The following is a 15,762-nucleotide window of genomic DNA, read 5'->3' on the forward strand; positions in this document are numbered from 1 at the left end:
TTATGTTATAAGCATGGCGTTTTATTGGCATATTATTTTTTATGTTTGAAAATTTACTCCTCCCCATGTTTGACGATGAATATTATCCCGATATTCTCGTTGCCGAAGTGAAACAGCATATCCAGCAGTTTTCCAAAAAGGTCAGCCGTACCGACCTATCTGAAACGGAAATCTATCGTTATGCACATCAGACCATGATTGAAATTAACGAAATGAAGCCGCAGTTTGAAGATTTGGAATCAAGCTTGGATGACACCGCCGCAGACTATATTGCTGAAGCCATGATGATGGTGGTGCAAGATGTCGGCTATCTAGATGTTGAAATGGAAGAATTGATTGCCAATCGAGAGTGGTAAAATACACTCTACCATTGGCGTTTTAAAAAGCGTTCACGTTTTAGAATAAATACCGCAATCAAACCTGACCAGAGTGGCGCTGTACCATAAATAATTGAAATCATACCCGATGAAACACGGGTTGCGCCCATATAACAAAAAGTCATAGAACCAAATAAACCAACCGCACCTGCGCCATAACTGATCAAGGCCTGAGGTGTCAGAATAAGCTTTTGTCGAAAATAAAATAGGCAAATCAATGCCAATGGAATGGCGATACTGAATCGGAAAAACAGTCCCCAAGCCCAATGAATTTCGTGCACAGTCAAAACCGCGGCCAATGGCGTGAATGACCAGATCAGCACGACTGCAATAAATTGACCGACTGTGGCAAGGCGAGGGGAAACGAGGACCACAGCCGGTTGCATCTGTGTACTGGATATAAAATTCTTTTCTGGTAACTGGCTCATGTTGAGGCTCCTGTTATAACAATGGTAGATTGGGTTAAAAAATTTAGGCAACAAAAAAGGTCGCTGTTGAGGCGACCTTGGGATTCAAATGATGCTTTTTTTAAAGGGTCATCGGATGAAGCTGTACAAAGTCTCCTCGCATAAAAATGCAGACGCGTCGCCATGCCGCATGGACAGCAATAGCATGCGAAATTACGATGAGGGATATTGAAGACACTTTGTTGCTGAACATATCAATATTCTGAAATAAGCTTGAGATTTTTATAACATAGGCTTTGGGTGAAAAAATAGTCGTTTTCTCAAATAAAGATAAAAATATAAGCAAAGTAAATAAACAATTGGGCATTGCTAAAATTGCAGATTTTTCCATAATGTTGCCATCAAATTCTGAAAGAAGTTTGCTCTTGTCTGCCTTTGAAATTTTTGCGGTAGTGATTAGTCTGATTGGTGTGACCTTGACCATTCGACGCAATATGTGGTGCTGGTGGTTTAACTTTCTGGCGTGTAGTTTGTATGCCTATTTTTTCTTTACCATCAAGTTATATGGCGAAACGATCCTGCAGTTTTTCTTTATTGCGATGAATGTTTATGGATTCTATTACTGGCTCAAAGGCAAACGTCAAGACCATGATATTCGGATTGAACCGATTGCCAAGACCACTGTATTGGCGCAAATGTGCTTGGCGCTGATTTTTGGTTTGTTGTTTGGCTTGATTCTTAAACACTTTACCGATGCTGCTGTACCGATGTTAGATTCACAATTGGTGGCATTTAGTTTACTTGCTACCTACTGGACCAGTCGTAAGCATATTGCCACTTGGATTCTCTGGATTTTTGTCAACATTATCTATGTCGGTATGTTTATTTACAAAGAGGTTTTCCTGACCGCAGGACTATATGCTGCTTTTGTTGGATTGGCAGCCTATGGTTGGTGGCAATGGCAACAGGTCAAACAAAAACAACAGTTTCAACTATAAATAACCAGGGCAGCTGAGCTGCCCTTGTTATTGTGGATAAAGATTATTTCGTCGTTGCCTGATAGGTCTGTACAGCTTGACGGCCTAAGGCTGGATCATCGGTAAATACGCCATCGACCCCCGCTTTAAAATAAAGCTGCATTTCTTTAATGGACCCTGTGCTGCAACGCTCAGCTGCTTTTGCAACATCAGCACTACATTTCAGCGTATCGGGTAGGAAGTTGTTTTCTGGACGGAAGGTATAAGGATGTACTTTTAAATTCACTTTATGTGCATCTGCAATAAAAGAGGTGGTCTGTGTCATTCCAGCATCTTTAAAGACATAGACTTTCCATGGACCGACACCATTGGCGTAGGCCGAAACGTCTTTGAGGCCCTGTGCCGTTGCCAGATCCGCATAGGTTTTAGGATTGTTTTGAACAACATAATCTGCCGGTCTTGCTTCTGGTGCATCATAGAGCTGAATTAATTGTGCATGCTTAACACTCTTGTGTAAGTCGAGTTGGCTCTTTAAGTATTTTAAATTTCCAACTTCAAAAGACTGTAAATAAATAGGCGCAATATCTCGGCTGTATTGATACTTTGATAAGGTTTTTAGTAAAGCATCTTCCATCGCCAAATTCTGTTGCTGGAAGTAGGTCGGATGTTTAGTTTCAATATATAGACCAATGATTTTGCCTGTTTTTTTATAATGTGCTTCTGCCAGTTCAATGATTTGTTCTAAGGTTGGAATGGCATAGAGATCATTATATTTCTGGTTGTCTGGTCGGAATTGTGGAATACGTTCACGGGCTTTAAGTTGTTGTAACTCTTTTAAAGTGAAGTCTTCGGTAAACCAGCCTTCTAAAGTTACCCCATCAATGACTTTACTTTTTTTACGATCTGCAAATTGAGGTAGGGTGGACACATTGGTGGTCCCACCAATTTCATTTTCATGGCGTGCGACCAAGATGCCATCTTTGGTTGAAACCAAATCAGGTTCGATAAAATCAGCGCCGTCGTCAATGGCTTTTTGATAAGAGGCGAGGGTATGTTCTGGTCGAAGTGCACTGGCACCACGATGTCCAATCACTAAAATTTTTGGCAGTTGATATTCAGGTGGGGTGGTATTACTTTGATTATTATTGTCATCATTACAGCCTGCAAGACTGATCAGGCAGAGACAAAGCACAGCTTTTTTAAACATGAACAAACTCATCAGTTTTTATTTAAGCGGCTAGTTTGAAAGCTAAAGTTATCAAATAAATGACAGTTGCATGATGCTTTTATGAAATTATCAAGAATTTTAAAATGTCGGTGTGATTTATAGCAAACATCCAGTTGGGCAATTGAGCACAACCGGATGTTTGCTCATGATTTTAGGATTTATGTTTCCAATAGGGCCAATTGATCTCTGGGATAAATTGGTAGTTTTTATCTTGCCAATAAGACTGTCCAAGTGATGATTTATCTTTCAGTCCCATAATGTGCATCAGGTTATTATCAAGTTCGGCGGTATTGATGGTTCTGTCTTTGTTGACACCAGTGGCGAGCATTTTATCTGCCCACATGATCACAGGAACCTGATAGCCTGCTTTAGTATTGGGACTATGTCCAGCATAGTCAATCTCATGTCCCACTTCATTGCCATGATCTGACACAACGGTGAATGATCTAAAATCCGGGATTGTATCGGCTCTCAACGTATCTAAAAATTGAGCCAATAGAGAGTCTTCGTATAGCACGGCATTGTCATAATCATTACGCAAGGAACGAATCCAAGGGTCAATATCTCGATTCTTCAGTTCAGTCTCTACGGTATCATTACTTTCACTACTGAATTTATTGAAGGCAGCAGAATAGCGCTCTTTATAATTCGGATGTACACCAATCAGATGAAGAATAATTAACTTTTTCGGATCTGGGTCAGCCAGTGCTTGTTGGTAATCAGGCAGTAAACTTTCATCTAAAGAGGTGCTGCTCCGTCCGGAGCGGGTGTTTTTATACACTGCTTTATCGGCATAGGAGCCAAATAAAGAAGACAAATAAGTATCATCCTGATTACTGAGCCAGTAAATCTTATAACCTGCAGCACGTGCGTAAGCCAGCACACTCTCAGGCGAATATGTATCATGTTCAGGTGCAGGACTTTCAGTCAACAAGACTCGTAATGCATTAATTGTAGATGGTGACGGTGAGAAGGCATTACAGAAGACTTTGATGTCAGCCAGTCGTTTGGCTAATTCAGGCGTGGTATCGCGTGCATAACCACAAACCCCCAGATTCAAACTGGTGAGACTTTCAGAAAGTACCAGTACATGGGTTTGTTTACCTGCTGCTTGTTGGGTCAGTGAGAGATTTTGTTTAGCACTGACATCCCATTGCTGATGGACATCTTTATGTTGCTTAATTCTATTTTGGAAATCTTCAATTTTAGCCTCAAACTCAGTCCAAAAAATAATGGGGTGGACTTTTCGTGAAGGTTTCATCAAATAGCTGGTCACGGTCAATAACATCAATAAAATAATGCAACTGCGATAAATGCGACTGTGCCAGAGTTGACTAAAATGGGCAGGCTTAACCAGTTTAAATACAGAAAAACTATAGATAGTCAACACACTGAGTAAAGCAAAAATTACCGCAGCAATCGTGACCAGATGCAGTTGTAAGAATCCCCAAATTTCTTGTTGGTTGGTATTGGCTATCGCTTCAATAACAAAATAGGCTTCATTATCACTATTAAATAAAAACCAAGTACTTGAACGTAGCAAGGCATCTAACCAAGCAATAAACCACCAAGCAACGGTCAGGACATACCAATATGTTTTCTGACGTGTAATTGCCAAATAGACAAATAATACGCCAGGGAGAGATAAAAAGCCGAGCCTTAAACCATCAGATAAGTTACCTGCAGCAATGAGCAAGCCACCGGTGATCAATGCGGGCAGCAAAATCAGCAGCAAGATATTCAAGTTTTTTAAGCTGGCCTTCATATATGCCTAGTACTGTGGGGGAGAGAAGTTAAGCGGCTAATATCGGTTTAACGGGGGAATGTGTCAATTCTAAATTAAGAAGTATTTGATTGCACAGTAAATTAAATTAATTAGCACAGCTAAACTGTTAAATTAGTGCAAAGGTTGTGCATGAAGTTATGCAGAAGTGTCTCAAAATCCATTATTTCTCCTCAATTTCTGCTTTTTGAAATGATATGTTAATAGGGATGGTGTTTGCCTGAAAGCTCGGTAATGATCATAGTTTGAACGTACTCGTATTCTCTCTATCTTTTTGAAAAATTGACTGTTTCTAGAATGGAATAAACAGCCATGTTATCTAAGTTTTTTATTCATCGCCCGATCTTTGCTGGTGTACTGGCAATCATAGTCATGGCTGTGGGTCTCTTTTCAATTCTAAAGTTACCGGTGGAGCGTTATCCCGATATTGCACCACCACGAATTACTGTTGCGGCAAATTATAGTGGTGCAGATGCACAAGCAGTTGAAGACAGCGTTACCCAAGTTTTAGAACAACAAATTAAAGGCATTGACCATCTGCTGTATTTCAACTCTAGCAGTGATGCCAGTGGTAATAGCCGAATCAGTCTATTCTTCGACCAAGGTACAGATCCAGATCAAGCACAAGTTCAGGTACAAAATGCGATTAATGGCGCGATTAACCGCCTACCCGAAGATGTACAACGACAAGGCGTCAATGTTCGCAAGTCGCTGAGCGATTCGTTTATGGTGATCGGTCTGGGAGATAAATCAGGGCGTTCAACCAATTTAGATATTTCAGATTATTTAACCAATAACTTCGAGTTAAATCTCAGTCGAATCGAAGGCATTGGCGAGGTCAGCGTATTCGGATCGCAATATGCCATGCGTATTTGGCTCGATCCACAACGCCTAGAACGTTACCAATTACAAGTGAGTGATGTGCGCTCTGCCTTGGAAAACCAGAATGCACAGGTAGCAGCAGGTGCGATTGGTGATTTACCTGCCGCTCAAGATCAATATTTAAATGCCAAAGTCACATCGGGTTCTTTATTACGGACACCTGAACAGTTTGAAAATATCATTGTCAAAGCCAATACAGATGGCAGCTTTGTTTACTTAAAAGATGTCGCTCGTGTTGAAGTTGGTGCAGAGAATTATCAGGTCTTTAACCGTTTAAATGGCTATCCCGCATCAGGGCTTTCACTGTCCTTGACGGTTGGAGCCAATGTGATGCAAGTTGCCGATGCAGTGTATAAGGAAGTGGCACGCTTAGAAAAAGCCCTACCTGAAGGTTATTTTGTGGTCTATCCACGAGATGACACACCTTTCGTAAAAGAATCCATGTCGCAAGTGGTGTCAACCTTGATCGAAGCCATTGGACTGGTGGTCTTGGTGATGTTTATCTTCCTGCAAAACTGGCGGGCTACCTTAATTCCCGCAGTCACCGTTCCCGTGGTGATTCTCGGAACCTTCGCAGTTTTAGCGGTTTTAGGGATGAGCATCAATACATTGACTTTGTTTGCGATGGTGTTGGCGATTGGTTTGTTGGTCGATGATGCGATTGTGGTGGTGGAGAACGTTGAGCGGCTTATGCATGAACAGCAACTCAGTGCCAAGGAAGCCTCAATTCAGTCCATGCATGAGATTAGTGGTGCCTTAGTTGGGATTACGTTGGTTCTCACTGCCGTGTTTATTCCAATGTCTTTCTTTAGTGGTGCAACAGGCATCATTTATCGGCAGTTCTCGATCACGCTTGTGGTCGCAATGGGGCTTTCATTAATGGTGGCATTGATTTTAACTCCTGCTCTCTGTGCCATTCTATTGAAGCCTCAACAGAAACAGGCACGTTGGGCAATCAAGTTCAATCAGGGCTTGGACTATATTAAAACGCGTTATCTCAATGTTTCCCAAAAAGTCATTAACTTAAAAACCATTTCATTGCTCGGCATTGTATTGTTGATTGCCAGTTTTATTTGGGTCTATCGTGATCTACCAACCAGTTTTCTACCACAAGAAGACCAAGGCTTGTTAGGGGTGCAATTCCGTTTACCTGAAGGGACACCGATGAGCAAGACCGAAGAGGTCGGAAAACAAATTTCAGATTATTTCCTTGAACATGAAAAGGCCAACCTGAATGGCGTGATGGTGATTCATGGACGTAACTTTTCAGGAACAGGGCAGAATCTGGGGCAGGCTTTTGTTTCATTAAAACATTGGAATGATCGCAAAGGCACAGAAAATAGCGCACAGCAGATTCGTGCGCGTGCAATGAAGTATTTCTCCCAAAATAATCAAGCGCGTATTATGGTACTGATGCCTTCGGTGATTCGTGGACTGGGGAACTCTGACAAAATGGAGTTTTGGTTACAGGACACCAAAGGCTTAGGTCGAGAAAGTTTATTGAACTCTTTCCGAAGTTTGCAACAACAAGGCAATGCACTGCCTTCGGTCGAAAACCTTGATAAAAAAGGCAATGATGATCAGGCCGTATTGAATATCAAGATTGATCATAAAGCTGCGATGATTCATGGTCTTAATGTCAGTGAAATTAACCGCACTCTCTCGACAGCGTGGAGTGGTAGCTATATCAATGACTTTATTGATCGTGGGCGTATTAAGCGTGTTTATTTACAAGGTGATGCACCTTATCGTTCTAAGCCAGAAGATCTGAATTATTGGTATGTCAAAAATGCCAATGGGCAGATGGTACCCTTCTCGCAATTTAGTCAGATTGCTTGGCAAGGTGCACCACCGATGTTGGAACGCTTTATGGGCTATCCTGCCATCAGCTTAGAAGCAGATGCAGCTAATGGCTTTAGTAGTGGGCAGGGGATGCAGGCCATTCGTGGTCTGGTGGATCAAATGCCTGACGTCGGTTTGGAATGGAGTGGATTGTCTTATCAAGAACAGGAATCCAGTAATCAGGCGATTTGGTTATATTTGGTGTCTGTTGCCTTTATTTTCCTTTGTCTTGCCGCACTTTATGAAAGCTGGTCAATTCCTTCAGTGGTCATGGCGGCGATTCCACTTGGGATTGGTGGTACGATTCTATTTAGTTATTGGTTTGGTTTCGCCAACGATATTTATTTCCAGATTGCGCTGCTGACCACCATTGGTCTGTCTTGTAAAAATGCGATTTTGATGGTTGAGTTTGCAGCAAGTTTGCAGCAGCAAGGTCGAACAGCATTAGAGGCCGCATTACATGCAGCTGGGCTTCGCCTCAGACCAATTTTAATGACTTCAATTGCATTTGGTGCAGGCGTGATTCCATTGATGTTCTCCAGTGGTGCGGGCGCATTGAGCCGACAAGCGATTGGCTATAGTGTGTTTGGTGGAGTCGTGTTTGGTACGATCCTTGTGCTGATCTTTATTCCATTTATGTATGTACTGGTCAGAACGTTGTTTAAGCCTAAAGATAACGTTGAGTTGGCTAAATAAGAACACTATAAATTAGTGGCAGACATGAATAATTCGTTCCTCCAATAAGGGTTCGAATTGTTCATTTTTGTTGTCTAAGTTGAGAATATAAAAAAATATTTGTAGTATTGCCGTGCCGTATAAGCGGCCTAATGAGGTTTGATTCCCTAAATGGACACGCAGAGTTGTAGTTTATTTCTAATTACACATTTTTATATTAATCAGAATCTGAATGAAGTTTTCTATTCGATCGTAAAATAATACGCCGCGTTTAGTCCTTCATTGCAGATACTTTGTAGTGAAGAGGCGATTATGAGCTACAACAACTTTTTATATTTATTAAGCGACGCACTTAAAAATAATCATATTGAACTGGCACTTGCATCAGTTGAAACATTTCAAGCAGTCGATATTGCAGATGTTTTGACACAGCTTTCGGCTGAACAAAGTCAATTGTTGCTCACGCATTTACCTGATCGTGCCTATGTATTTTCATATCTTCCACCCAATGAACAAGTCAAACTCGCCCAAGCGATGCCCAGAAATGTTCTGGCAGAGATTATTGGGGAAATGTCATCGGATAAACGTGCTGACGTGTTTAAGTGTTTAGATGAAGAACAACAAAATGCGCTATTACCAGCTTTAGCACAGGCGGAGAGAGAAGATATCCGTCAACTGTCCTCCTATTTAGAGGGAACAGCAGGGGCAATCATGAGCTCGGAATATGCGACCTTAAAACCGAATATGGCGGTCAATGATGCAATTAAAATGTTGCGTCTTGAAGCACCAGATACCGAAATGATCTATTTTGCTTATGTGTTGGATGAAGCGCGTAAAATTCTGGGCGTATTGTCTTTAAAACAGCTGATTCTTGCGCCTGAAGAGCAAAACATTAATGAGTTGATGGAGACCAATGTCTTAACCGCGTATGTGGATACCGACCAAGATGAAGTGGCAAAAACCATTGCCCGTTATGACTTGCTTGCATTGCCGATTATTGATCATCAACGGATGATGGTCGGGATCGTCACCTACGATGATGCGATGGATGTGGCCAGCGAAGAGGCAACCGAAGACTTCTTAAAAGTCGGTGCGGTCAATGCATCTTCTAAGCTCAGTATTAAATCGGCGCCGATTCTGCAACTCTATCAGAAACGGGTATTTTGGTTGGTCTTTCTAGTGTTCGGTAGTTTACTGTCGGGTATTGGTATTGCTCACTATGAAGATGTGATTGCGAAAAATCTGGTATTGGTGTTCTTTTTGCCCTTATTGGTGGGTAGTGGCGGGAATGCTGGTTCGCAATCTTCAACCTTGATGGTGCGTGCCTTAGCCACAGGCGACGTGCAATTCAAAGACTGGTTTCACCTATTAGGGCGAGAAAGCTTAGTGGCTTTATGCTTAGGTGGAACTATGGCAGTTGCGGTGTCATTGCTGGGCTATTTCCGTGGCGATGAGATGGTGGCCTTGGTACTGGCCTTGAGTATGATGGGCATTGTACTGATGGGTTGTCTGATTGGTATGAGCTTGCCGTTTATCTTAAATAAGGCTGGACTTGACCCTGCCAGTGCTTCTGCGCCATTGGTCACCTCGATCTGTGATGCGACAGGGGTATTGGTGTATTTATTCATCGCGTCGATGATTTTATTCTGATTGGTAATAATAATTGTACCGACAAAATGGAAAATCTGCTTTATTCTCAAGCATAAACATGGTTTTTAGGTTGCGTGAATGACGGCTCCAACAGAACAAAAAAAATTAACTCAACAGCAAGCGATTGCTGTCGAACGGGATTTAGCAAAATTTGCCAATACCATGGACAGTTTGGTTCGGATTCCTTTCACCAAACAAGGTGTCGGAGCCGATGCTGCACTGAGCACCATTCCTTTTGCAGGTGATATCGCAGGTTTTATTTTAACGCTGTATGCGTTTAAAAAGGCGAGGGAGGTCGGTGTACCACAACATAAACTGAAAGGTGTGGTCAAACTGGCAATTATGGATATGTTGGTCGGTTTTGTACCGATTGTTGGCACATTATTTGACGTATTTATTCGTCCGAGTCGCAAGACGCTTGAAATTGTACATGAGCATATCCGTGAGGAATATCAAGTGCACAGTGATATTCATGTGGTCCATCCATTCTTACATGAATCGCTAGAGCAGAAGCAAAAGACCTCGGTGTTTTGGCGTAATCCGATCGTGAGTTGGATTTGGTTGCGTATCCCAGATTTACTTGGAATTGCAGTACTGCTTTTACTCGTTGTGGCACTGTGGGCAGGTTTGAGTTTTCTGTGGCAGTTTTATCAATCTTTCCAAGCACACTAGATTCTTAAGCAAAAATAAAGCCTCCGTGATGGAGGCTTTATCGTTTATCTGATACTGATTATTGAACATTTAATTGCTGTAATGCAGCAACACGTTGTTCAATGGTTGGGTGAGTTTGGAATAAAGCAGCTAAGCTAAAGCCTTGTTCCTTACCTTCCGCAATCGCAAATGCTTTCATTTCTTTCGGCATTTGATCTGGCATTTCTGATTCTGCTTGTAAACGAAGTAGAGCAGAGATCATCGCTTGTTTACCTGCTAAACGTGCGCCGGCTTCATCTGCGCGATATTCACGTTGACGAGAGAACCACATCACGATGGCAGAGGCCATAATACCGAATACGATGTCGAGTACGATCGTAATGGCAAAATAAGCAAGACCAGGTGCTTCACCTTCTTCACGACCAAATACATTACGGTCGATGAAATCACCAGCAATACGTGCAAAGAACATGACAAAGGCGTTAACTACACCTTGAATCAGCGCAAGGGTCACCATGTCACCGTTTGCAACGTGACCGATTTCGTGCGCGAGTACTGCACGCAGTTCATCTTTGTTCATACGCTCTAATAGCCCTGTTGAAACAGCTACTAATGCGTCATTTTTATTCCAACCTGTCGCAAATGCATTGGATTGGTAAGAAGGGAAAATACCCACTTCAGGCATGTTAATACCTGCACGTTGAGATAATTGCGCCACTTCTTGTAATAACCAAGCTTCTGCTTGACTACGGGGTGCATTTGGGTCAATTAATTCAGTCCCAGTGGTTTTTTTAGCCATCCACTTCGACATGAACAGGGAAATAATAGAACCCACCATACCAAAGACAAAACAGACGACTAAAAGGTTGCCTAGATTCAAGCCCCCTGCGCCATGGTAACTACCGACACCGAAGAGTGACAAGATAATGCCAGCTACAACCAGTACCGCGAGGTTGGTTAGCAAGAACAAACCAATCCGCATCATTGAGAAAACCCTCTTATAGAGAAAAAGTGATCTGATTTATAAATTATAAATCATAGCCCTAATATGCAGGGCGAATTGTAAAAATTCAAGCAAAAAATAGGCATAGATACATTTAGCCTATAAAACGATGAACTGGCTGATAAACAGTGACTTAAAACAATTTCTGTATGAAAACAATCAGCTAAAATCACGCTGTGAGAATAGCATTCTTGAATTGTTAATCACTCAGACGGATTCGAGCAGATGCAGTGGCATTTGTGGTGGTATATGTACCTGATGGCGCATCGGTAAAGGTACCATCTGCAAGGGTAATAATTTGACGATTATATTGTTTCGGGGTCGGTGCAACTTCTGCTGCTTCGGTTGATGGTGTAGTGTAATTGGCCGATTGTGCAATCACTTGTGTAGTTGAGCTCGATGATGAGCCGATGCTTGATGCATAAAGATTTTGATAACGGCTAGTGACGCGACGGACATAGTCTTGGGTTTCACGAAATGGAGGAATACCACCATATTTATCGACATTACCTTCACCTGCGTTATATGCGGCGATTGCAAGTTGTGTATTGCCATTAAACCGCTTCAGTAACCAACTTAAATATTTTGCACCAGCAAAAATGTTTTGTTGTGGGTCATAGGCATTATTCACGTTAAAGCGGCGCGCTGTTGCTGGCATCAGTTGCATTAAACCTTGCGCTCCTACTGGAGAGCGGGCATTGATATTAAAGCCTGATTCAGTATGCATCACGGCTTTGATTAATCCCTCAGAAATGCCATGTTGCTGTGCCGCTTGGCGAATCAATGGATCAAATGCATTTTTATTACGACTATAACTCGGAAGCACTGAAGCCTCGCTTGCACCCCAGTTACTATAGCTATGGATATTACTGTCTGGATAATAAGTCGCTTTCACCACTTTTAAATGGCTATATTCTGCTTTCTTCTTATTGGTCAGCAACGTTGTACCATTGTTGTCTTTAAATTGATAAATCGTCTGCCCAGCATAGCTTGGTGCTACGCCATTAAAAAAACCGATTGTCCCCAAGCAAAGGGTAAAAAAATATGTTGTTTTGTTCATCATTATAATATTCACGAAAGGATGAGCATAAGTTCTTCACAGCAGTGTAACAAAAAAAAGTAAAAAAAGAACTTTCGCTACAATTTTTTTATTTTCGACTGTCAGACAAAAATCAAGTCATTTTGTTCGAATGTTCAGCAAAAAAAATTAAAAAAAAATTTTAAAAACTAAGTCTTGACTTATGTAAGTCATTGATTTTATTTTTATAAAATCATTGGTTAAAAAATGATCAATCTAATCAAAAGCCTTATTTTAAGATAAAAAGAGTTTGTCAATAGCGAAGAAATCCACAAATTTATCCACAGCTTTTGTGGACAACTGTGGAAAAGTTTGAAATATAAGCAATCCAGCCGAATCTAAATTTTTTTGGTCAGAATTTTACCAGTATGAAACTCAAATATGACGATTGGAAGAAATTGAAAAATTCTTTAGATGCGCATTTTTTCGGAATGAGATAAAATCTTGCGGGTATTTTTGTTTATGAGTAAATCACGTCTATGTACGCGCCAGTGGAATCCAACCAAGGATTTAATTTCAAGCCAGAACTTCCGACAAGTTCAGCGTATTATCGCCTGTTGAAAAAGCTTCGTCGTCAGGTTGGGCATGCAATTCGTGATTACAACATGATCGAAGATGGTGATAAGGTCATGGTTTGTGTGTCTGGTGGTAAAGACAGCTATACCTTATTGGATATCTTGTTGCAGTTTAAACGGATTGCACCCATCAATTTTGATGTTGTGGCTGTGAATCTGGATCAAAAGCAACCTGGCTTTCCAGAAGATATCTTGCCGCGCTATATGGAAGAGAACAATATTCCATATTACATCCTTGAAAAAGATACTTACACTATTACCAAGCGTTTAACACCTGAAGGCAAGACCTACTGCGCAGTATGCTCTCGTTTACGCCGTGGTTCACTGTATGGCTTCGCTCAAGAAATTGGTGCAACCAAGGTTGCATTGGGCCATCACCGTGATGACATCATGGCGACCTTCTTTTTGAACTTATTCCATGGTGGTAGTTTAAAGGCGATGCCGCCAAAATTACTTTCATCGGATAAAAAGAATATCCTGATTCGTCCTTTGGCTTATGTCGAAGAGAAAGACATTATCAAATATGCAGATTTACGCCAGTTCCCGATTATTCCGTGTAATTTGTGTGGCTCACAAGAAAATTTACAACGTGCCATTATTAATGACATGTTGCGTGAATGGGATAAGCAGCATCCAAAACGTTTACACAGTATTTTTGGTGCCTTACAGAATGTGTCTCCATCGCAACTGGCGGATCGTGAGTTATTCGATTTTGAAGCGTTGGATGCTCAGCGTGAGTTTGATATGAAAGACCCAGAAGAGTTGAAAAATCGCTTAGATGTGGTCAATCTCAGTTTTGCTGCTGAGTAAAGTGTAAAAGTTTTTGAAAAGGTACTTGTTAAGTACCTTTTTTTATAAAAAATTTAAAAATTGAATCACGCGTACAAAAAATCATAGCCTAAAATAAAAATTACATGCTATAACAGGGCACGAGCAAATTGCTTCATGAGATGTCGTCTGGATAGATGGCACAAGAAATTGAACAAATACATTTGAGGAATAATCATGGCTGCATTTTTAACTGATGATTGGTTTGCAACTGTTGAAAAACTTACTGCTGAAGCAGGTGATTTAAACTTGCCACCAGCACTTGCGAATTTAGCGATTAACTTGGTTGTAACAGATGCAGCTGGTAATACAGAGTTGGCTTTAGATGCTGGTAAAATCCAAAAGGGTTTATCTTCAAATGCTAAAACAACTTTGAACATGGATGCTGAAACTTTACGTAAAGTATTCTTGGAATTTGATATGGCTGCTGCAATGCAAGCATTCATGACTGGTAAAATCAAAGTTCAAGGCGATATGTCTCAGCTTATGGCTTTACAAACAGCGAAGCCAAGCCAAGAGCAAAAAGATTTATTTAAGAAAGTACTTGAGCTTACTGCTTAATTCTTTCTGAATAAAAAAGCTTACCCAGAGGTAAGCTTTTTTTATATCTATTCAGTTATACATCAATACGGCTATTGGTTTTGAGATGTTCTAAATAGGTACGAATACGCGTCACATATTGTACGGCTTGTTTATATCGACCATTTCGTGCTTGGTTACGCTGTAAATAGTCATATAAATTGACCCACTGATTTGGGTCTTTACCTTGTGCACGAATACGTTTCTGAATCTGGCTGACTGCACCAGGACCCATATTGTATGCAACCAAAGCATACCAATTACGGTCTGGATAAGGCACATTGTCAAATTGATCTAACATGAGATCAAAATATTTCGCACCACCTTGAATACTTTGCAGTGGATCTGAGCGATTACTTACGCCCATCGCTTTGGCTGTGCTGTTGGTCAACATCATTAAACCACGTACGCCAGTGGGAGAAACTGAGCTCGGTTTAAGATAAGACTCTTGATAGCCAATTGCTGCGAGTAAGTGCCAATCTAGATTGTATTTAGATGCGCTTTGTTTAAAGCTTGCCTTATAAATCGGTAAGCGCTGATTCAAATCTCTTTGAATCGTAGACCAAGACTCTGGTTTAACCACATTGCGGTTATAGAATGAGGCCAATTGCTGGGTTGTACCCGATTGCTTACTTTGACAGATAAAACCACTCGCCGTGAGTGTGAGGGGATCATCAGCTTGCTTAAACACCCAGTTTAACTGAGGATTTAAACCATTTTTGCTTAAGCTTGCTTGATCGCCACAACTTGCCGAAAATGAAACCAGTTGTTTATTTTCAATCGCAGCCAGATTGGCTGTTGTCATGGCAATGTTCGCTTTACCTTGAGCAACCCATTTCAATGCCGTGGCATTGTCTGGAACGGTTTTGAAATCAAGCTTTACATTTAAGCTTTGTGCATAGTTACGCACTAAGTCATAACCAAAACCATGTTGGAATTGGCCGTCTTTAAAGACTGTGGTTGGACTTTCAACTGCAACTACAGTTAAAACGTTGGTATTCACAACCGTATTGTATTGATGTGATTTTTCAGCATTCAAGCTATTGAAAGGAAGGATTGCAGCTCCTAACGCTAAAGCTTGAAAAGGTCGTTTGGAAGATAAAGAGTTAAGGCTAGGCCTCGACCCAGAACTTGAATTACTGTGCATGTTGTCTCCGCTACAGGTAATTTATGCCCAAAAAGTTCAGCAAAACACTGCCTTAACTTTTAAAAGTTGATAAATTCAAT

The 15,762-nt window shown here is 41.1% G+C and carries 13 protein-coding genes and 1 pseudogene; 7 read left to right on the forward strand and 7 right to left on the reverse strand.

The features are described 5' to 3' along the window. The first annotated feature begins 41 nt into the window (after positions 1-41). Entirely contained in the window at positions 42-356 is a 315-nt protein-coding gene (locus F896_RS14830; RefSeq protein WP_004801585.1) for a DUF5713 family protein, read from the forward strand. Positions 357-367: 11 nt separating this feature from the next. Here F896_RS14830 and F896_RS14825 read toward each other — a convergent pair. After that, a pseudogene (locus F896_RS14825) lies at positions 368-805 on the reverse strand (EamA family transporter); the annotation flags it as partial. A gap of 100 nt (positions 806-905) precedes the next feature. Continuing rightward, complete coding sequence (locus F896_RS20750; RefSeq protein WP_155765776.1) at positions 906-1,175, reverse strand: hypothetical protein; 270 nt, start codon at positions 1,173-1,175, stop codon at positions 906-908. A 34-nt stretch (positions 1,176-1,209) separates the two neighbouring features. On the opposite strand from F896_RS20750, the gene pnuC reads away from it, so the two are divergent. After that, entirely contained in the window at positions 1,210-1,782 is a 573-nt protein-coding gene (pnuC, locus tag F896_RS14820) for a nicotinamide riboside transporter PnuC (RefSeq protein WP_171069640.1), read from the forward strand. A gap of 43 nt (positions 1,783-1,825) precedes the next feature. Here the strand turns inward: pnuC and F896_RS14815 are convergent, their stop codons facing one another. Both F896_RS14815 and F896_RS14810 read right to left on the reverse strand, forming a co-directional pair. Then, complete coding sequence (locus F896_RS14815) at positions 1,826-2,968, reverse strand: glycerophosphodiester phosphodiesterase (protein WP_016162829.1); 1,143 nt, start codon at positions 2,966-2,968, stop codon at positions 1,826-1,828. Between the two features lie 172 nt (positions 2,969-3,140). Beyond that, a complete protein-coding gene (locus tag F896_RS14810) occupies positions 3,141-4,754 on the reverse strand; it encodes a phosphoethanolamine transferase (protein WP_016162830.1) in 1,614 nt (537 codons plus the stop codon). Between the two features lie 330 nt (positions 4,755-5,084). Here F896_RS14810 and F896_RS14805 point away from each other — a divergent pair, with 330 nt between their 5' ends. The 3 genes from F896_RS14805 (at position 5,085) to F896_RS14795 (ending at position 10,493) form a co-directional block, all read left to right on the forward strand. Beyond that, entirely contained in the window at positions 5,085-8,192 is a 3,108-nt protein-coding gene (locus F896_RS14805) for an efflux RND transporter permease subunit (protein WP_016162831.1), read from the forward strand. A gap of 291 nt (positions 8,193-8,483) precedes the next feature. Then, positions 8,484-9,821 carry a magnesium transporter gene (mgtE, locus tag F896_RS14800; protein WP_016162832.1) on the forward strand — a complete coding sequence of 446 codons (1,338 nt, stop codon included), beginning with the start codon at positions 8,484-8,486 and terminating at the stop codon, positions 9,819-9,821. A 78-nt stretch (positions 9,822-9,899) separates the two neighbouring features. Beyond that, complete coding sequence (locus F896_RS14795; RefSeq protein WP_016162833.1) at positions 9,900-10,493, forward strand: DUF4112 domain-containing protein; 594 nt, start codon at positions 9,900-9,902, stop codon at positions 10,491-10,493. A 58-nt stretch (positions 10,494-10,551) separates the two neighbouring features. Here the strand turns inward: F896_RS14795 and htpX are convergent, their stop codons facing one another. After that, on the reverse strand, positions 10,552-11,457 hold the full coding sequence (htpX, locus tag F896_RS14790; RefSeq protein ID WP_005184378.1) for a protease HtpX: 906 nt from the start codon (positions 11,455-11,457) through the stop codon (positions 10,552-10,554). A 217-nt stretch (positions 11,458-11,674) separates the two neighbouring features. Continuing rightward, on the reverse strand, positions 11,675-12,535 hold the full coding sequence (locus tag F896_RS14785; protein ID WP_032882075.1) for a lytic transglycosylase domain-containing protein: 861 nt from the start codon (positions 12,533-12,535) through the stop codon (positions 11,675-11,677). A 497-nt stretch (positions 12,536-13,032) separates the two neighbouring features. Here F896_RS14785 and ttcA point away from each other — a divergent pair, with 497 nt between their 5' ends. Next, on the forward strand, positions 13,033-13,938 hold the full coding sequence (gene ttcA, locus F896_RS14780) for a tRNA 2-thiocytidine(32) synthetase TtcA (protein ID WP_004801563.1): 906 nt from the start codon (positions 13,033-13,035) through the stop codon (positions 13,936-13,938). A gap of 195 nt (positions 13,939-14,133) precedes the next feature. Further along, the gene (locus F896_RS14775) at positions 14,134-14,517 is read left to right on the forward strand and encodes an SCP2 sterol-binding domain-containing protein (protein ID WP_004801562.1); all 384 of its coding nucleotides are present in this window, start codon (positions 14,134-14,136) and stop codon (positions 14,515-14,517) included. 55 nt (positions 14,518-14,572) lie between these two features. Here the strand turns inward: F896_RS14775 and F896_RS14770 are convergent, their stop codons facing one another. Next, positions 14,573-15,682: an MltF family protein gene (locus F896_RS14770; RefSeq protein ID WP_016162835.1), complete on the reverse strand. Its 1,110-nt coding sequence runs from the start codon at positions 15,680-15,682 to the stop codon at positions 14,573-14,575. Between the last annotated feature and the right edge of the window lie 80 nt (positions 15,683-15,762).

The sequence above is a fragment of the Acinetobacter genomosp. 15BJ genome, assembly GCF_000400715.1.
Taxonomy (GTDB): Bacteria; Pseudomonadota; Gammaproteobacteria; order Pseudomonadales; family Moraxellaceae; genus Acinetobacter.